This is a genomic window from Halobacterium salinarum DSM 3754, assembly GCF_008124605.1.
Lineage (GTDB): Archaea > Halobacteriota > Halobacteria > Halobacteriales > Halobacteriaceae > Halobacterium > Halobacterium salinarum.
Genome location: NZ_VRYN01000001.1, coordinates 438,668 through 455,983, shown reverse-complemented (window position 1 = coordinate 455,983; position 17,316 = coordinate 438,668). Strand labels below are relative to the sequence as shown.

The 17,316-nt window shown below is 69.1% G+C and carries 21 protein-coding genes; 11 read left to right on the top strand and 10 right to left on the bottom strand.

The window, feature by feature from the left end; translation table 11 throughout:
• Positions 1-10: 10 nt before the first annotated feature.
• Positions 11-1,126 (bottom strand): tRNA (guanine(26)-N(2))-dimethyltransferase, encoded by a 1,116-nt coding sequence (locus APQ99_RS02475; protein WP_010903537.1) that lies wholly within the window; start codon positions 1,124-1,126, stop codon positions 11-13.
• Between the two features lie 91 nt (positions 1,127-1,217).
• On the opposite strand from APQ99_RS02475, the gene APQ99_RS02470 reads away from it, so the two are divergent.
• Entirely contained in the window at positions 1,218-1,571 is a 354-nt protein-coding gene (locus APQ99_RS02470) for a hypothetical protein (RefSeq protein ID WP_012289430.1), read from the top strand.
• 87 nt (positions 1,572-1,658) lie between these two features.
• Here the strand turns inward: APQ99_RS02470 and hisH are convergent, their stop codons facing one another.
• Positions 1,659-2,315, bottom strand: coding sequence for an imidazole glycerol phosphate synthase subunit HisH (hisH, locus tag APQ99_RS02465; protein ID WP_010903536.1), 657 nt, complete (start codon positions 2,313-2,315; stop codon positions 1,659-1,661).
• 151 nt (positions 2,316-2,466) lie between these two features.
• On the opposite strand from hisH, the gene APQ99_RS02460 reads away from it, so the two are divergent.
• The 3 genes from APQ99_RS02460 to phnE all read left to right on the top strand — a co-directional run bounded on the left by APQ99_RS02460 (position 2,467) and on the right by phnE (position 5,351).
• Positions 2,467-3,429 carry a phosphate/phosphite/phosphonate ABC transporter substrate-binding protein gene (locus tag APQ99_RS02460; RefSeq protein ID WP_010903535.1) on the top strand — a complete coding sequence of 321 codons (963 nt, stop codon included), beginning with the start codon at positions 2,467-2,469 and terminating at the stop codon, positions 3,427-3,429.
• Between the two features lie 87 nt (positions 3,430-3,516).
• Positions 3,517-4,359 carry a phosphonate ABC transporter ATP-binding protein gene (locus APQ99_RS02455; RefSeq protein WP_010903534.1) on the top strand — a complete coding sequence of 281 codons (843 nt, stop codon included), beginning with the start codon at positions 3,517-3,519 and terminating at the stop codon, positions 4,357-4,359.
• The gene (phnE, locus tag APQ99_RS02450) at positions 4,356-5,351 is read left to right on the top strand and encodes a phosphonate ABC transporter, permease protein PhnE (protein WP_010903533.1); all 996 of its coding nucleotides are present in this window, start codon (positions 4,356-4,358) and stop codon (positions 5,349-5,351) included. Before APQ99_RS02455 ends, phnE begins: the two co-directional genes overlap by 4 nt.
• A 3-nt stretch (positions 5,352-5,354) precedes the next feature.
• On the opposite strand, the gene APQ99_RS02445 is transcribed toward phnE, so the two are convergent.
• The 3 genes from APQ99_RS02445 to APQ99_RS02435 are packed head-to-tail and all read right to left on the bottom strand — an operon-like array spanning position 5,355 to position 6,724.
• The gene (locus APQ99_RS02445; RefSeq protein WP_010903532.1) at positions 5,355-5,966 is read right to left on the bottom strand and encodes a uracil-DNA glycosylase; all 612 of its coding nucleotides are present in this window, start codon (positions 5,964-5,966) and stop codon (positions 5,355-5,357) included.
• 27 nt (positions 5,967-5,993) lie between these two features.
• Positions 5,994-6,542 (bottom strand): endonuclease dU, encoded by a 549-nt coding sequence (locus APQ99_RS02440; protein WP_010903531.1) that lies wholly within the window; start codon positions 6,540-6,542, stop codon positions 5,994-5,996.
• Positions 6,539-6,724, bottom strand: coding sequence for a DUF5786 family protein (locus tag APQ99_RS02435; protein ID WP_010903530.1), 186 nt, complete (start codon positions 6,722-6,724; stop codon positions 6,539-6,541). The genes APQ99_RS02440 and APQ99_RS02435 overlap by 4 nt, the downstream gene beginning before the upstream one ends.
• A 76-nt stretch (positions 6,725-6,800) precedes the next feature.
• Here APQ99_RS02435 and APQ99_RS02430 point away from each other — a divergent pair, with 76 nt between their 5' ends.
• Genes APQ99_RS02430 through APQ99_RS02420 form a run of 3 tightly spaced genes read left to right on the top strand, consistent with a single transcriptional unit; the run spans position 6,801 to position 8,440 of the window.
• Complete coding sequence (locus APQ99_RS02430; RefSeq protein WP_010903529.1) at positions 6,801-7,418, top strand: MBL fold metallo-hydrolase; 618 nt, start codon at positions 6,801-6,803, stop codon at positions 7,416-7,418.
• A gap of 57 nt (positions 7,419-7,475) precedes the next feature.
• Entirely contained in the window at positions 7,476-8,012 is a 537-nt protein-coding gene (locus tag APQ99_RS02425) for a GNAT family N-acetyltransferase (RefSeq protein ID WP_010903528.1), read from the top strand.
• Positions 8,009-8,440: an NUDIX domain-containing protein gene (locus tag APQ99_RS02420; RefSeq protein WP_012289428.1), complete on the top strand. Its 432-nt coding sequence runs from the start codon at positions 8,009-8,011 to the stop codon at positions 8,438-8,440. The genes APQ99_RS02425 and APQ99_RS02420 overlap by 4 nt, the downstream gene beginning before the upstream one ends.
• Before the next feature lie 67 nt (positions 8,441-8,507).
• Here the strand turns inward: APQ99_RS02420 and APQ99_RS02415 are convergent, their stop codons facing one another.
• Positions 8,508-8,651 (bottom strand): 50S ribosomal protein L40e, encoded by a 144-nt coding sequence (locus tag APQ99_RS02415; protein WP_010903526.1) that lies wholly within the window; start codon positions 8,649-8,651, stop codon positions 8,508-8,510.
• 46 nt (positions 8,652-8,697) lie between these two features.
• Positions 8,698-9,195: a DUF367 family protein gene (locus tag APQ99_RS02410; protein ID WP_012289427.1), complete on the bottom strand. Its 498-nt coding sequence runs from the start codon at positions 9,193-9,195 to the stop codon at positions 8,698-8,700.
• Positions 9,196-9,277: 82 nt separating this feature from the next.
• Here APQ99_RS02410 and APQ99_RS02405 point away from each other — a divergent pair, with 82 nt between their 5' ends.
• The gene (locus APQ99_RS02405; protein ID WP_010903524.1) at positions 9,278-9,607 is read left to right on the top strand and encodes a nuclear transport factor 2 family protein; all 330 of its coding nucleotides are present in this window, start codon (positions 9,278-9,280) and stop codon (positions 9,605-9,607) included.
• Positions 9,608-9,671: 64 nt separating this feature from the next.
• Here APQ99_RS02405 and serS read toward each other — a convergent pair whose 3' ends face one another.
• The gene (serS, locus tag APQ99_RS02400; protein ID WP_010903523.1) at positions 9,672-11,054 is read right to left on the bottom strand and encodes a serine--tRNA ligase; all 1,383 of its coding nucleotides are present in this window, start codon (positions 11,052-11,054) and stop codon (positions 9,672-9,674) included.
• Positions 11,055-11,171: 117 nt separating this feature from the next.
• Here serS and APQ99_RS02395 point away from each other — a divergent pair, with 117 nt between their 5' ends.
• The 3 genes from APQ99_RS02395 to APQ99_RS02385 all read left to right on the top strand — a co-directional run bounded on the left by APQ99_RS02395 (position 11,172) and on the right by APQ99_RS02385 (position 16,002).
• On the top strand, positions 11,172-12,080 hold the full coding sequence (locus APQ99_RS02395) for an MBL fold metallo-hydrolase (RefSeq protein WP_010903522.1): 909 nt from the start codon (positions 11,172-11,174) through the stop codon (positions 12,078-12,080).
• 11 nt (positions 12,081-12,091) lie between these two features.
• Positions 12,092-14,044: an AMP-dependent synthetase/ligase gene (locus APQ99_RS02390; RefSeq protein WP_010903521.1), complete on the top strand. Its 1,953-nt coding sequence runs from the start codon at positions 12,092-12,094 to the stop codon at positions 14,042-14,044.
• A gap of 92 nt (positions 14,045-14,136) precedes the next feature.
• Complete coding sequence (locus APQ99_RS02385; protein WP_012289426.1) at positions 14,137-16,002, top strand: cation:proton antiporter domain-containing protein; 1,866 nt, start codon at positions 14,137-14,139, stop codon at positions 16,000-16,002.
• A 10-nt stretch (positions 16,003-16,012) separates the two neighbouring features.
• Here APQ99_RS02385 and APQ99_RS02380 read toward each other — a convergent pair whose 3' ends face one another.
• Positions 16,013-16,483 carry a GtrA family protein gene (locus APQ99_RS02380; RefSeq protein ID WP_010903519.1) on the bottom strand — a complete coding sequence of 157 codons (471 nt, stop codon included), beginning with the start codon at positions 16,481-16,483 and terminating at the stop codon, positions 16,013-16,015.
• On the bottom strand, positions 16,476-17,249 hold the full coding sequence (locus tag APQ99_RS02375; RefSeq protein WP_010903518.1) for a glycosyltransferase: 774 nt from the start codon (positions 17,247-17,249) through the stop codon (positions 16,476-16,478). The genes APQ99_RS02380 and APQ99_RS02375 overlap by 8 nt, the downstream gene beginning before the upstream one ends.
• Positions 17,250-17,316 lie beyond the last annotated feature (67 nt).

Sequence of the window (17,316 nt, the reverse complement as noted above, 5' to 3'; positions counted from 1 at the left end):
TGCCGCCACGCTACAGGACCGCCGCCTCGACCTCCGCGAGCCCGCCGTCGGTCTTGAACGTCGTGCCGCCGAAATGCGTCCGAGACGCCCGCAAGCCCGCGTCCCGCAACTGATCGAGGAATTCCGCCATCCCCACCGCGGGCTCGCCCCACTGGCTGTACAGCCGGTGTTGGTCGTAGTGGGTCGGCTCGTGGAGCTCGCCCTCGATGGTCTGCAGCAGGTGGAACGCCTGCGAGGCCTCCCCCATCTCCCGGGTCAACTGCTCGCGCACGCTCGCCGCGAACGCCTCCTCGTGGGCCGGCCCGAGCCACAGCGGCCCGGCGGTCAACACCTGGTGGCCGCCACACCGTGGACACTCCGCCCGCGGGGCGGCCACGAGGCCGTACTCGTGGTCGCGGGACAGACACTGCTGGCAGTGATACACGTGCCCGACCTGCTCGACCGCCGCGTTCGCGTCGGTCGCCCGGTGATCCAGTTCGAGGTACGTCCGCACGTAGTGGTCGCTGACGTGGCTCAGGATCGGCGTCACGCCGACGTCATACCGGGCCGCCGTCCGCGCCAACGCCCCCAGCAGGATCCGCAGCCCCATCTCCGCGTGGTAGTTCGTGTTCCGGGGGGTCGCCGAATACTTCCGCACGCCGGACTCGAAATGCGCGCCACACAGCGGCGCGGTGTCCGTCGCGGTCACACACACGAGGTTGCGCGCGTTCGCGAACGCCGCGTCCGCGAACGGCATCGGCGACCCGAACGGGTCGATGTCAACCACGTCGAGCACGCGGTCGTGGTCGTGCAGCAGGCTGTTGGCGTCCCGCGCGACGACCTCGCCGTCCAGGCCGTTGCGCGCCAGGTTCGATGTCGCCAACTCGACGGCGTCGGCGTCGACGTCCGCCATCGTCACGTCCCAGCCCGCGTTCGCCGCCCGCACGCCGCGGATGCCGCTGGCGGTCATCGCGTCCAAATACGACGCCGCCCGCGGCTCCCGTTCCCGGAACGCCGCCAGCGTCGCCACGGTCAGATCCCGGTTCAACTCCTGGGTCGCGTTGAAGAACACGTCGTCGGCGGCACCCTCACCGCCGCCCGACGCGGTCGGCACCGAAACCGTCACACCCCCCTCAGATACGTCCATACGCTCCGTCGGCGGCCACACGGCAAAAACGACCCGGACTCGCCACCCGCGCAACCGAACTGCTAAACCGCCCGCCCCCTAAGCACAGCACGTGCCCGACGACGGAGGCCCCAACAGCACCGGCTGGCAGGAGACCCTCGCCGAGACGGGGGCGCTCACCCCCGAGATCACGCGTCGCATCCTCGACGCGCACGGCGACCGCGGCCGCCGCGCCATCGAAGCCGCCAGCGAAGGCCGCGTCAAACAGTACACCGACTTCACGGTCGTCGTCGGCCACGGCGACGAGTACATCATCGAAGGCGGTGCCTGCAACTGCCAGGACGCCCGGTACAACCTCGGCCCCGACGAATCCTGTTGGCACGCCCTCGCCGCCGCCATCGCCGCCCGCGTCGGCGCCGTCGACCACCACGACATGTTCTACAGCGACGTCCGCGAGTTCGTCTGAGCCGCCGCGCTTGCGCTCGGCCGCTGGCAGTCGCGCCGTCAGAGACGGCGGCCGCGTCGCCGAGGCGCGTCGAGGACGCGGCGTCGGCTACTGGTCGGCGCAGTAGTCGACGAAGTTCCGGAGGATGCGCAGCCCGGTTGCCCCGGACTTCTCGGGGTGGAACTGCGTCCCGAAGACGTTGCCGGCGTCGTTGGCGACGACCGCGGGGAACCGCTCGCCGTAGTCGGTCTCCGCGACGACGTGACCGGGGTCGTCCGGTGCGGCGTAGTAGGAGTGCACGAAGTAGGCGTACTCGCCGTCGACGCCCCCCACGAGCGGGTGGTCGCGAGTGACAGCGAGCTCGTTCCAGCCCATATGCGGGACTTTCACCGTGCCGGTGAACCGGACGTTCCTCCCCGGAATGAGGTCCAGCCCCCTGGCGTCGCCTTGGCCCTCGTGGTCGGCCTCCTCGCTCGAAGACAACAGCATCTGCATCCCCAGACAGATGCCGAACAGGGGCCGCCCCTCGTCGGCCGCGTCGGTGAGTGCGTCCCGGAACGGCCCGGCGTTCTCCATGCCGTCGCCGAACGCGCCGACCCCCGGCAACACGATGCCATCGGCGTCGTCCAACGCGCCCGGGTCCCCGACGATCGAAACGTCGGCGCTCGCGCGCTCCAACCCCCGCGTGACACTCCGCAGGTTCCCCAGGCCGTAGTCCACGACCACGATCGACGCCCCACGCTGCCCGGTGCCCGTCGTATCCATGGCCGTCCGTTCGCCACCGACGCCAAAGGCCTTTTTCGTCTCCACCGGTGGCCCGCCGCAACGCACGCGCAAACGCCCGCTGTGGTCCGTCTCCGCAAATAGAATGAAAAATCCTTTTTGATTCAATAATCGAACTGTAACCCGTACACCAATGGACCGACGCAACTTCCTCAAAACCGCGGGCGCAGCCGGAACCATCGGGATCAGCGGCCTCTCGGGCTGCCTGGGAGTCCTCGGTGGCGGCGGCGAAGACGCCGACGTCCGGTTCGTGCTGACGCCGGCCGAATCCGACGTGAACGTCAAAGAACAGTACGCCGGCGTCTTCGACTACCTCGAATCCGAGACCGGCGCGTCGATCGAACCCAAGGTGGCCGCCGACCACCAGGCCGTACTGCAGGCCCTGGAGAACGACCAGGCCGACATCGCCGACGCCTCGCCGACGCTCGCGGTCGTCGGCGACAACGCCAGCGTCACCGACGTCGTCGGCATCCGCGTTGCGTACGGTGCATCGCGGTACTTCTCGACGATCACCACCCAGCCCGACAGCCCCATCGACTCGCTGTCGGATCTCGCGGACGAAACGGTTGTCTTCGGCGCCCGCCTCTCCACGTCCGGCTCCCTGTTCCCGCTGCAGATGCTCGCCGACGCCGGCCTCGACGTCGGCGACGCTCCCGAGGGGGAGGTCACCGACTTCACCGGGAAATGGTCCAACGACCACAACACCGCCATCGAGCAGCTGCTCGAACGCGACGAGTACATGGCCGCCGGCACCGGCGCGTTCGTCTCCCTCCCACACGTCCCGCAGTCACAGCTCCCCGAGCAGGTCATGAACATCTCCTCGGACGCCGACACCGCCGGCACCGAGGACCCCGAGCTCCAGTTGCTGGCTGCCTCCGATCCGATCCCGCGCGCCCCGCTGCTCGCGCGCCGCAGCTGGGAGGGCAGCGTTCGCTCCGACGTGCAGACGGCGCTGCTCGACGCCACGGAGTCCGACCTCAAGGGCAGCAACGCCAGCGACGAACTCTGGTTCACCGGCGTCGCGGAGGCCACCATCGACGACTACGAGCCGATCCGGAACGTCAAGAACACGCTCAATCTCAAGTTTGGGAACTAGCCGGCCAGCAGCCGTGATTCCGAGTTGTTTTAGGCATCGAATCACTCCCTTCGACGCACCCACCGCCGGCAACGGCACCCAAGACAGATGAGCAACATAACGGTCACCAACCTGCACAAATCGTACGGCGACGTCGACGCCCTCGAGGACGTTTCCTTCGAGATCCTCGACGGCGAGTTCGTCGTCATCCTCGGCGAGTCCGGAGCGGGGAAGTCGACGCTCCTCCGGTGTCTCAACGGCCTCACAGAACCCACCACCGGCTCCGTGAAGATCGACGGTGAGCCGGTCAACGGCCCGCGCGACGACGTCGGGATGATCTTCCAACAGCACAACATCATCGAAGAAATGACGGCGTACACGAACGCCCTCTCGGGGTCGCTCAACCGCACCTCGCTGGTGCGCAGCCTCTTCCAGTGGAACGACCGCGAGGAGAAACTCGACGCGCTCCGCGCGCTCGACACCGTCGGCCTGCTCGACGACGCCGAACAGCGCGCCGGCCGCATGAGCGGCGGCCAGCAACAACGCGTCGGCATCTCGCGCGCGCTCGTGCAGGACCCGAACCTGCTGCTCGCCGACGAACCCGTTGCCAGCCTCGACCCGGCGAGCGCCGAATCAGTCATGGGGTACATCAAGGACGCCGCCGACCAGCACGACCTCACGACGCTCGCGAGCCTCCACCAGGTGAATCTGGCCCGCGAGTTCGGCCAGCGATTCATCGGCATGAAAGACGGCCGCGTCATCTTCGACGGCTACCGCGACGACCTCACGTTCGACGTCATCGACGACATCTACGGCAACATCCAGACCGACGCCATCCGCACCGGCGACGACGCCAACGCTGACGTGGCCCCCACGACCAGCAGCGACGGCGGGACCGACGCCGCCGGCGGCCCCGACCAACAACCCGCATCCGACCCACATCTGTCATGAGCACGAAACCCAACGAGGGGCTGTTGGCCCGCTTCGGCTTCGGTGTCGACCCGGACGACAAATACGAAGCGCGACTCTACCGGATCAAGCGCAACCGAACGAAAAACCGCATCATCTGGGCGCTCGCCCTGATCGCCTTTCTCGTGCTGTTCGAGGTTGCGCTGGAACTGGTCAACTTCTCGCTGCTCGAAATCTCGGCGTACTGGTCGCAGTTCGTCGGGTCGCTTCGGGACTTCTTCCCGCTGACCTCGCTGTTCGGCGTGGTGCCGTTCGTCGACGTGGGCCAGTATTACTCGTTTTTGGCGGCCCACGAAAACCCCTCGATTCCGCTTGCGGCGGTTGAGACGCTCGGCATCGCGTTCGCCGGCACGGTGCTCGGCGCGCCGCTGGCGCTGACGTTCGGCGTGCTCGGCAGCGAGCGCGTCACGCCGTTCCCGCTCAACTTCCTGTTCCGTGGCGTGATGAGCTCGATCCGGTCGATCCCCGCGCTCGTGTGGGCGCTCATCTTCATCCCGCTTGGCGGTCTCAGCCCGTTCACGGCGACGCTGGCCATCGGCACGGACACCATCGGGAACCTCGGGCGGCTGTTCACGGACGCCCTCGAAGAAGTCGAGGACGGCCCCATCGAGGGCGTCGAGTCGACCGGCGCGTCACGGCCCCAGGTCATCCTCTTCGGGATGCTCTCACAGATGGTGCGGCCGTTCATCGCGTGGTCGATGTACATCCTCGAAATCAACGTGCGGGTGGCGGTCACCATGGGCCTCATCAACGCCGGTGGGATCGGCGAGATCCTGATGTTGCAGCGCCAGACCCGCAGCTGGCACAACATGATGGCCACCATCATCGTCATCTTCGTGCTGGTGGTGTCAGTCGAAATGCTCAGCCAGCGCATCCGCTCCCGCATCCGGGGCAACGAGAGCACGAGCGTCCTCCGGCTGTTCGTGCGGACGATCAAGCAGTTCCCGTCGAAAACCCGGGAGGCGCTCACGTAACGGTCAGTAGTCGCCGAGCCGGGCCTGCCCGCCGTCCGCGCCCGCCATCGTCGCGGCCTGCTCGATTGTCTCCCGGAACGCCGGCCGCTGGCTCGCGTCGTAGAGGGTTGCAGCCGGATGCAGACACACCACCACATCCCGGGTGGTGCCGCCCAGTGACACCCGTTCGACGCTGCCCGCCTCGCCGGTGACGGCGACCGACCGTTCGAGGACGTGCTCGCTGGGGACTTTGCCGAGCGTCACGATCACCGCGGGGTCGACGCTGTCGACTTCGGCCACGAGATGTGACCGACAGTTCGCGAGCTCCTCGCTGTGCGGATCGCGGTTGTCCGGCGGCCGACACCGGACGCAGTTCGTGATGCGGACGTCTTCACGGGCGAGCCCGGCGGCCGCGAGCTCGTCGTCCAGAACGTCGCCGCTGCGCCCGACGAACGGCACGCCGGTGTCGTCCTCGGTTGCGCCCGGCGCCTCCCCGATGAACAACACGTCGGCGTCGCTGGGGCCGTCGCCGTTCACGACCTGACTGCGTGACTCCACGAGCGCGTCACACCGCGTGCAACACGCCGTCACAGCCGCCCCGTCCATGGTGTCGTCCCGTTGGCTGGGCTCGTCCATGCCCTGACCTGACGGGCCCGCGCCGTGTTAAGCGTAGTCGTCGCCGGCCCGTGCCGCCAGCCGCGCAACCCGCAGGGGTTCGGGACGGCCGCCCGCGGGCGTGAACGCGCGCACCACAGCAGCGGCCCGATCGCAGCCGACGCTGCGCACGAACACGCGGTGGTCGTTCACCGTGACCGGCGTGCGCTCCGGCAGCGACTCGTAGACCGCCAGCCGGGCGTCGCGCTCGCGCCCCGTGAACTCGCGGTTGATCGGCTCTCCCAGCCCGGGGCTCTCCTCGAAGGACACCGCAAGCACCGGACGGTCGACGCGCTCGTGGACGGCCCGCACGTCGATGACGTTGAACCACGCGGGCGCGATCCCCGCGAGCAGCACGTACTGGACGTCCTCGCGGTTGAGGCGCTCGTAACACCGACTCACGGCGGCGGTGCTGTCCAGTCCGCCGACCGTGCACGCCGAAAACGAGACGCCGTCGACGACCCGAGAGGCGCGCACCACCGCCCCTCCGACCGTCGCGTGACCGCCGTCACCGCGGTTCGAGACCGCAACCCCGAGCGCGCGCGTGCCGCGCTTCACGAGGACTGGTCTTTGATCTCCTGCAATCGATCCAGCAGCTCGTCGTTCGACGCGCCGATCTCGTAATCTACGCCGCCGTCGTGCTCGTGTTCGGCCGTGTCCATTTCGTCCGCGGCAGCGACGTCCTCGGAGTCGATGGACTGGGTGTCTTGCTCGGACTCGTCGTAGCTCCCGAAGCCCATAAGCGAGTGAGTGTAGGCGACTGCGCCACTAAAATTTCTCGCCGGGTTTAGGTGCGAACCACCCGTGTGGGCGTGTATGTCCGTACGAGTCGTCACCAGCGGTGCGGCGTCGTTCACCTGCAACGCCTTCCTGGTCGTCGGGGACACCACTACGCTCGTCGACGCGGGCGCGTACGACGGCGTCGCCGACGAGATCCGCGCGCACGTCGACGCCCTCGATCAGGTCGTGGTCACCCACCAGCACACGGATCACGTCCAGCAGCTGGACGCCGTCGTCGACGCCTTCGACGGCCCCGACGTGTACGCCTACGCCGACCACCCGCTGCGCACCCACGCTCTCGCCGACGGCGACACCGTCCAGGTCGGCGACCAGGCCGCCGACGTGGTGTTCACGCCCGGCCACGCCCCCGACCACGTCTCGCTGGTCACCGAGACGGCGCTGTTCGCCGGGGACGTCGTGGTTCACGACGACGGCGCTTTCGACGACGGCAGCTTCGGCCGCACCGACATGCCGGGGCAGTCGCGGGAGCGCCTCATCGGCAGCCTCCGGGAGTTGCTGGCCCGCATGCCCGACTCGGTCTCGGAGTTCTACGCCGGCCACGGCGGCGTCTTCGAGGGCGACGTCCGGGCGGTCGCCGAGCGCGCGCTCGACCGCGCCCAGCGCCGCGACCCGAAGTATCCGGACGACCAGTAGTGCGCGGGCTTGCCACACCACGACAACGCTTATTTTCGCGGCGTCGAACCGTCGAGTATGCCCGGCCGTCCGTTCATCTCCGGCGAGCGCGTCGACCTCTGTCCGGTCAGCGAGGACGACGTCGATTTCCTCCACGACACGATCAACGACCCCGCCGTCTGGCCCCCGGTGGGCGCTCGCACGCCCGTCACCGAGCGCGAGGAACGCGAGTGGTACGAGGAGCAGGCCAGCGCGGACAACGGCACGGTCAACTTCGTCGTCGCCGTCGACGGCGCTCCGATCGGCAGTCTCGGCGTGCACGGCGTCGACGACACGAACGGGAGCGCCGAGCTCGGCGTCTTCCTCGCCGAGGACCACTGGGGCGAGGGGTACGGCACCGAGGCGGGTCGGCTCGCCACCACGTACGCCTTCGATCAGCACCGACGCCACCGCGTTTTCGCCCGCGTCTTCGAGGACAACCAGGCCTCGATGCGCGTCTGGGAGCGCCTCGGGTTCGAACGCGAAGGCACCCACCGCGACGCGATGTTCCTGCACGGCGAGTACCTGGACGTGCACTGCTACGGCGTCCTCGAATCCGAGTGGCGCGACCAGTGACGCCCCCCGAGCTCGTGCCCGCCGTCGTCGCCGTCGTCACCGACGACGAGGGACGCGTGTGTCTCGTCCAGGACACGAAACGCGACCGGTGGCTGCTCCCCATGGGACGCGTCGAACCCGGTGAGTCGGTCACGGACGCCGTCCGCCGGGAGGTCCGCGAGGAAGCGGGGCTGGTCGTTGCCCCTGACGTTGAACTCACCGGCGTCTACACCGACCCGGCCACGCAACTGTTCGACACCTCGGACGGCCCCATGCAGTATCTCGCGCACGTCTTCCGCTGTGCGTGGGTCGACGGCGACCCCGAACCGGACGGCGACGAGACGACTGCCGTCGACTTCTTCGAGCCCGGCGAGTACCCCACCGACCTCCATCCCAGCGACGACTGGATCGCACACGCCCGCCACGGCGACGGCGTCGAAGTCACCTGACCCACTGCTGTCAGCGACACAGCCGCCGCTGTCGGCCGTGAGCGTGCTGCAGAAGACCGCCGGTCAGTTACGCGGAGCGACGCTCGGAGGCCTTCGTGCGGAGGTTCTTGTACCCGCACTTCCGGCAGCTCTCGGCGTCCGTCGGGTTCCGTGCGTTACACCGCATGCAGACCTGCTTGTTCAGCAGTCGGTCCTCAATGGTCTCGCTCATGCACCCGGGTTCGGCGCCACCGCGTTTAAGCGGTTCGGAACGCCGGTCAGTCTTCGCCGGCGTCGAGGTACGCCTGCTGGACGGCCACCACCTCACTGGAGTCCTCGCAGTCGGCGTACCGCCGGAGCGGTTCCTCGTTCAATTCGAGGAACGTATGCCCCCACGTGAACTTCGACAGCAGTTCCTCGGCGCGCTCCCAGCGCCCCAGGATGGCGAGCGCGCCGGCGAACGCCTCCACGGTGTTCAACTGGAACGGCTGCCCGTAGTTGACGGGGTTCGCAGCCACCAGGAACGGCAGCGCGCGGTGCTCGCCGTCGATCTCGAACATCGCACGGCCAGCCGTCTCCCACGAGCAGTCCAGTGCGACCAGCATGTCTGTGTCGTCGGCCGGCGACAGCGCCCGCTCGGCGTGCGGGTTCAACACCACGCCGGCCGGCGTCTCGCGGCCGGTCCGATGCAGCGCCGCCAGATCGAAGCGCGCGAGCTTCCGCGCCGTACACTTCTCGGGGTCGTCGTCGCCCTCGTACCGGACGTGTAACTCCACGGTGTCATCATGCCGTTCGGCGGTCGCCGGCAAAAGCCACTCGCCCTGTGGTTTCTTCACCGCGCGCGCCAACCACCACGCCATGGACGCCACCGACCCCGTCCAGACGTACTACGACGCCATCGACGACGGCGACTACGACGCACTGCGTGGCGTGCTCGCCGACGACTTCACCCAGGAGCGCCCGGACATGACACACGACTCCCCGGACGCGTTCGTCTCGTTCATGCGCGACGACCGCCCCCGAGTGGACACCCGCCACGTCCTCGACGGCGTCTACGCCGGCCCAGCCCGCGGTGTCGCCGCCCGCGGCCGCCTCGTCGCGCCCGAGGGACCGATGTTCGCGTTCGTCGATGTCTTCGAGCTGACCGCCGCCGGGCGCGTCAGTCGCCTCCGATCGTACGTCGACTGACTGCTGCCCGCGGGCGCTCGCGGCTCACTGCGTTCCGTTCCGCAGCCCGCGGCGTTCGCTGCGCTCACGCCTCGCGGTCGCCGTCGCCCAGCGCGGACTCGCCGACCTTCCGGGAGCCCTCGATGCGCGTCTGGCCGTTCATGTACGGCTGCAGCGCCTCCGGTACCGTTACCGTGCCGTCGTCGTTCTGGTAGTACTCCAGGATCGCCACCAGCACGCGGGGCACCGCCACCCCCGATCCGTTCAGGGTGTGCAGATGCTCGGCGGACTCGTGGCGCTCGGGCCGGTACTGGATGTCGGCCCGCCGCGCCTGGAAGTCCTTGAAGTTCGACACCGACGACACCTCCAGCCACCGGCCCCCCATTTCGGGGCCGCCGTCCATGTCGTCGCCGGGCGCCCACACCTCGATGTCGTACTTTTTGGCCTGCGTGAACCCCATGTCACCGGTGCACATCTCCAGGACGCGGTACGGCAGATCGAGCCGCCGCAACACCGCCTCCGCCTCGTCCAGCAGGCCGTGGAACCGCTCGGCGGAGTCCTCCGGGCGCACGAAGTTCACGAGCTCGACCTTGTTGAACTGGTGGACGCGCACGATCCCCCGGGTCTCCGTGCCGTGCTCGCCGGCCTCCCGGCGGAAGTTCGGCGAGTACGCCTGGTGTTTCACCGGGAGGTCGTCGTCCAGCAGGATCTCGTCCCGGTACATGTTCGTCACCGGGACCTCCGCGGTCGGCAGCAGCCAGAGGTCGTCGTCGTCGTAGTCCGCGTCGTTCTCGCCGCCGATGCGGTAGGCGTCCTCGACGAACTTCGGGAACTGCCCGGTGCCCTCCATCGACCGCGCCGACACCGGCATCGGTGGGAACACGTCCTCGTAACCCTGTTCGCGGTGCACGTCGAGCATGAACTGCACGAGGGCGTGTTCCAGGCGCGCGCCCGCCCCCTTCGAGAAGTAGAACCCGCCGCCGGAGACCTTCGCGCCGCGCTCGAAATCCAGGATGTCCAACTCCTCGCCGAGGTCGTAATGTGGCACCACCGACTCGGGCAGATCGCGGCGGTCGTCGAACCCCTCGCGGCGGCGCTCGACGTTCTCGGCCTCGCTGTCGCCGACCGGCGCGTCCTCGTCGGGCACCATCGGCAGCGTCAACAGCAGGCGTTCGAGCTCCGCCTCCAGGTCGTCGGCGCGCGCCTCGACGTCCGCCAACTCGTCTTTGAGCGCCTGCGAGCGCTCGATTGCCTCCTGGGCGGCGTCCTCGTCGCCGGCCTGCTTGAGCTCGCCGATCTTCGAGGACACCTCGTTGCGGTCGTGGCGGAGCTCGTCGCCCCGCGCTTTCAGTTCGCGCCACTCCTCGTCAACCTCCAGGATCCGGTCGAGGTCCGCGTCCACGCCCTTCGCATCGAGGGCGTCCCGCACTTTCTCGGGGTGCTCGCGGACGAATTGTCGGGACAGCATTTGCGTCCGGGTTCGCCGGGCCGCGGCAAGAACGTATCGCATCCCTGTGATGCAGTCACGCCGGGCGGTGTCGCTGCCACGCCAACGCTTTTCCCGGCTGCCGTTCCCCGTTCGTGTATGAGCGCAGGCGACGTCTTCGACGTGTCCGGCTGTCCCGGCATCTCGTTCGTCGACACCGGCATGTACGACACCGCCGAGTACGGTTCGGTCTACGTCATCGACGCCGACCGGCCCGCCGTCGTCGACACCGGCACCGGCACGAACTACGAGCGCATCCTCGACGCCCTCGAAGAACACGGCATCCAGCCCGCAGACCTCCAGGCCGTCCTGCTGACCCACGTCCACCTCGACCACGCGGGCGGCGCTGGCCTGCTCGCCGAGGCGTGCCCGAACGCCGACGTGTACGTCCACGAGCTCGGCGCGCGCCACGTCGTCGACCCCGAGCGGCTCGTCGAGGGCACCAAACAGGCGGTCGGCGACCAGTGGCAGTATTACGTCGAGCCGACGCCCGTCCCCGAAGACCGGGTCGTGGAGCTCACCGACGGCGACACCGTCGACCTCGGGAGCCGCACGCTCACCGCACACCACGCCCCCGGACACACACCCCACCAGGTGGTGTTCGAGGATCACTCCTGTGATGCGGTGTTCACCGCCGACGCCGCCGGCATCTGGGTCCGCGCCCAGGACCGCGTGCGCGAGACCAGCCCGCCGACGGATTTCGACCTCGAACAGTGCATCGACGACGTCGAGATGATCCGCCGCCTCGACCCCGAGACGCTGCTGTACGCGCATTTCGGCCCGGGGCCTGCGGACACCGACGCCGTCCTCAAAGAGTACGAGCACGTGCTCCGAGACTGGGTTGCGGCGGTCAAACGCGAGGTCATCGAGCGCCACAGCGAGGCGGCCGCCATCGACCACTTCGCCGCCACGACGACCGTCGAGGACGTCTGGGGCGAGCACAAGGCCCGCGCGGAAACCAAAATGAACGTTCGTGGCGTTCTCCGGTATCTTAACACCCGGGCCTGAGAGAAGCCGACATGGACCCCCGCGACGCCGAACGCGAGTACGACGACCACGTCATCGCACGCCAGACACTTTCACGCACGTTCGAGGACGCCGCCGAACGCCACGCCGACAGCCCCGCCCAGGCGTACAAGGGCGGCGTCTACGACCGCAGCCTGGCCCCCGAGGTGGTCGACCCCGCGCCCGACGGCGGCGTCGAAACGCTCAGCTACGACGCCCTCCGCGACATCGTTCGCACGCTCGCCGCCGGCTTCCGGGACCTCGGCGTCACGGCCGGCGACCGCGTCGGCGTCTTCGCGCACACCCGCATGGAGTGGGCGCAATGCGACCTCGCCGTGCTCGCCGCCGGCGGCGCGGTCACCACTGTCTACGCCAGCTCCAGCCCGGCGCAGATCGCCCACCTCCTCGGCGACAGCGGCGCCGTCGGCGTCGTCGTCGAGAACGACGCCCTCCGCCAGCGCGTCCGCGAGGTCGAATCCGACCTCGACGACCTCGAGTTCGTCGCCACGATGGACACCCCCAGCGACGACACGCGCCCGCTGTCAGCGGTCTACGACCGCGGCCGCGACGCCTTCGACCCGGACGCCTACCAGGGCTGGATCGACGACCGCGATCCCGACGACCTGGCGAGCCTCATCTACACCTCCGGCACCACGGGAACGCCCAAGGGCGTCGCCCTCACACACCGGAACTTCCACGCGAACCTCAACCAGTCCCGGCGGCGATTCGGGCCCCGGCCCGACCGCGGCGACGCCCCCGCGGTCACCAGCGACAGCCGCCACCTCTCGTTTCTCCCGCTCGCACACGTGCTTGAGCGGCTCTCGGGGCATTTCCTGCCGCTGGCGTCGGGCGCGCAGGTCTGCTACGCCGAATCTCCGGACACGCTCCGGGAGGATTTCGGCCTCTTCGAACCCACCAGCGCCACCAGCGTCCCCCGCGTCTACGAGAAGCTCTACGACACCATCCGCGAGCAGGCCGCCGACTCCCCGGTCTCCGAGCGCGTCTTCGAGTGGGCGACCCGCGTCGGCCGCGCCGCCCACACCACCGACGACCCCGGGATCGGGCTGCGCGCCGCACACGCCCTCGCGGACACGCTCGTGTTCTCGGACATCCGGGACGCCCTTGGGGGGGAGATCGAGTTTTTCATCTCCGGCGGCGGCTCGCTGTCCCCGGAGCTGTGTGCGCTGTTCCACGGCATGGGGCTGCCCATCCTCGAAGGCTACGGCCTCACCGAGACCAGCCCGGTGCTCGCGGTCAACCCCTACGAGGACCCCATCGTCGGCACCATCGGCCCGCCGGTCACGGACACCGAGCTGACCGTCGACGAGACCATCGCCAGCCCCGAGCAACGCCAGCGCTGTGACGGCGCCGCCGGCGAGCTGCTCGCGCGCGGCCCACAAGTGTTCGACGGCTACTGGGGGCTGCCCGATGCCACCGACGCCGCGTTCGTCACCCGCGAGGGCAAAGAGTGGTTCCGCACCGGCGACGTGGTCGAACTCCGCCCCGACGGCTACGTGCGGTTCCTCGAACGCGCCAAGCAACTGCTGACCCTCTCGACGGGCAAGAACGTCGCCCCCGGCCCCATCGAGGACGCGTTCGCCGCCAGCCCGCTGGTCGCACAGGCCATGGTCGTCGGGGACGGCCAGAAGTTCGTCTCCGCGATCCTGGTTCCGAACTTCGACGCGGTCTCCGAGTGGGCCGCCAGCCAGGAGATCGCGCTCCCCGACGACCGCGACGCGATCTGCCGCGACGAGCGCGTCCGCGCCCGCATCCAGTCGGCGGTCGACGACGTCAACACCGGCTTCGAGCCCTACGAGCGGATCAAGCAGTTCCGCCTCGTCGCGACCGAGTTCACGGAAGCGAACGACCTCCTCACACCCACCATGAAGAAGAAACGCCACCACATCCGTGACCGGTTCGCGGACGCGGTCGGCGACGTCTACGACGACTCCGAATTCAGCACCTAACACACCGCCGACGCTGTCGTTTCGGCCGATACCCATGGTGATTTATGCTCGCGCGACAACGAGCAAGACGTGATACGACTGGAGGCTGCGCAATGAGCTCCGGAATCATTCCCGTCGTTGCGACAATCATCGCACTCGGCGTTCTCTCCCAGGTCGTCGCCGACAAGCTCCAAGTCCCCAGCGTTCTGTTCCTCATCCTGGCCGGCATCGTCGTCGGCCCCGAAGTCCTCGGCGTCGTGACGCTGTCGTCGTTCGGCGGCATCGACACGCTGGCCGGGATCGTCGGGCTCTCGGTGGCCGTCATCGTCTTCGAGGGGGCGTTCCACCTCAAACTGGAGAAGCTCCGCGAAGCCCCCGGCGCGTGGCTCCGGCTGGTGACCGTCGGCGCAGCCATCGCGCTGTTCGGCACGGCCATCGTCGTGCGCGTTCTGCTCGGGACCGGCTGGGATGTCGCGTTCCTCATCGGCAGCCTGCTCGTCGCCACCGGCCCCACGGTCATCACGCCCATCCTGAGCGTGGTGCCGGTCCGCGACCGCGTCGGCGCCGCCCTCGAAACCGAGGGCGTGGTCAACGACGTGACCGCCGCCATCCTCGCCATCGTCGTGTTTCGCGTCGTCGAGAACCCCCAGCGCTCCGTCGACGTGGTGCTCCAGGACTTCGTGACGCGACTCGGCACCGGCGTCCTCGTCGGACTGGTCGTCGCCGCCGTTGTCTGGTATATCCTCCGCCGGATCGATCTCTCGAAGGGCAACGCGCCACAGAACGCGCGCCTGGTCGTACTCGCCGGCGCGCTCGTCGCGTACGGGGCGGCGGACACCCTCTACAGCGAAGCCGGGATCGCCGCCGTCGCCACCGCGGGCGTCCTCCTGGGGAACGCCGACCTCCCCTACGAGAAGGAGATCGAGGCGTTCAAAGGCGACGTCACGCTCGTCGTGTTGTCGTTCGTCTTCATCGGGCTGGCGGCGCTGCTGTCCTTCCAGACGCTGCTCGATCTCGGCGTCGCGGGGCTTGCGGTCGCGGTCCTGGTGGCGCTGGTCATCCGCCCGCTTGCGGTGTTCGCGTCCACCGCCCGCTCGCGGTACACGTCCGCCGAGCGCGTGTTCATGAGCGCCGTCGGGCCGCGCGGCATCATCCCCGCGTCGGTCGCGACCCTGTTCGCCGTCGAACTCCAGGGCTACGGCATGCCCCAGGCCGCAAACGTCCTCGTCGGCACGGTGTTTCTCACGATCCTGCTGACGGTCGTCTTCGAGGGCGGTTTCGCCAGACACATCGCCCAGGCGCTCAACGTGATTCCCATGCGAGTCATCATCGTCGGCGGCGGCACCGTGGGTCGCGCGCTCGCCGAACGCCTCGAAGACCGCGGGGAGAACGTGGTGCTGGTCGAAGACGACCCCGAAGCCGTCGAGCGCGCCCGCAACGAAGGGTACACCGTTCACAGCGGCGACGGCTCCGACACCGACGAACTCCGGGCGGCCGGCGCCGAGAACGCCAAGATCCTGACCGCGGCCACCGGTGACGACGACGTCAACCTCCTGGTCGCACAGCTCGCGGACTCCAAGTTCGACATCGACACCATCATCGCCCGCGCGAACAACCCGGACAACATCGACGCCTTCGAAGACCTCGGCGTGAGCACGGTTTCGTCGTCGCTGGCGACCGCCTGGGGCATCGACAACATCATCGAGCGCCCCGCGCTCTCGAACTGGATGACCGAAATCGGCCGCAGCGGCGACGTCCAAGAGGTCGAAGTCACCTCCGAGGAGCTCGTCGGGCTGACGATCGCCGACCTCGACGACGACCTCCCCGGGGGCGTCATCATCGCGCTCGCCGGCCGCGACGGCGACAACCAGGTTCCCAACCCCGAGTTCACCATCCAGCACGGCGACCACCTCACGTTCCTCGGCCGCAAGGAGGCGGTCCGTGACGCCCTCAACTGGTGTCACCCCGACGACGGGTAGTCGCGCCCGCTCACTCCTGGACGTGCCAGGTGAACAGGCTCTCGAAGACGTAGTTCACGAGCATCGCCACCGCGATCGCGCCGCCTTTCACGGCGATCAGCCAGCAGTCAACCCCGAAGACGGTGGCGTCGACGGTGACCCCGTAGAACACACCGACGAACAGCGCGTACTGCAGCGTCGACCCGCCCGCCCGCACGACGTGTGACCGCACCAGCCGCCGCCCCACGGAGCCGCTGCCCGCGTCCGCGAACGTCCACCGGTCGTTCACCGCGAACATCACGAGGATCGCCGCTTCGATGCTGGCGACGTTCGCGGCGGCCGCCCACACGCCCGCAGCCTCGGTCAACACCAGCAGCGTCGTCACGTCGACGACCGCGCCGACGGCACCCACGGAGACGAACTTCCCGAACCGGGCGCGCGACGCCAGCGCGCTGATCCGTGCCGGCACCGCCGCCCGGATGCGGTCGCGGCGCTCACTCATGGCTGCCCGGGCGGTCGATCAGCGCACGATCATCGCTGCCACGCGCCGCCAGCGCCGCGTGCAGGCGGCTGTCGCCGAGCCGCTTGGCGCGGTGGCGCGCCCGCACCAGCGCCCCGAGCAGCCCCACCGGCGCGCGCACCGTCGACACCGTCGATCCGGGCTGGTCCTCCCACGTGATGGGGACCTCCGCAACCCGACAGCCCAGCGCGCCCCCGACCGCGACCAGTTCCACGTCCCAGGCGAACCCCGCCTCGTAGAGGTGCTCGCGGACGCGCTCCCAGGCCGCGGCGGTGAGCGCTTTGGCCCCACACTGGTAGTCATGGAGGTCCACCGCCAGCAGGGTGCCCGCGAGCCACGCGAACCCGTCGCCGAGCAGTCGCCGGACGACCGTCTGGTGGCTCTCGACGGTGGCGTCCGGATGCCGCCGCGACCCCACTGCGAGGTCCGCGTCCCCGTCGGTCACTCGGGCGACGACCTCGGCCAGCGAGCCCGCGGGCGTCGCGCCGTCGGCGTCCGCGAACGCCACCACGTCGGTGTCGAGCGCTTCGAACCCCGCGGTGATGGCCGCGCCCTTTCCGCGGCGGCCAGTGCTCTCGGCGACCGTCACCCCGGCGTCCCGAATGCGGTCGGCGACCCCGGGGCCGGCGGCGTCCAGTTCAACGCGGAGCGCGGCGGGGTCGAACGTCTCTCGGAGGGCGTCGAGGTACGCCGTGAGGCGGTCGATGTCGGGATCGTAGGCCGGGACGACGATGCCGACGGAGGTCATTACCCGGACGAACACGGGACGGTGGTATCAGTTTCGTGGTTTCGGTCCACCACGCCACCGCACCGGG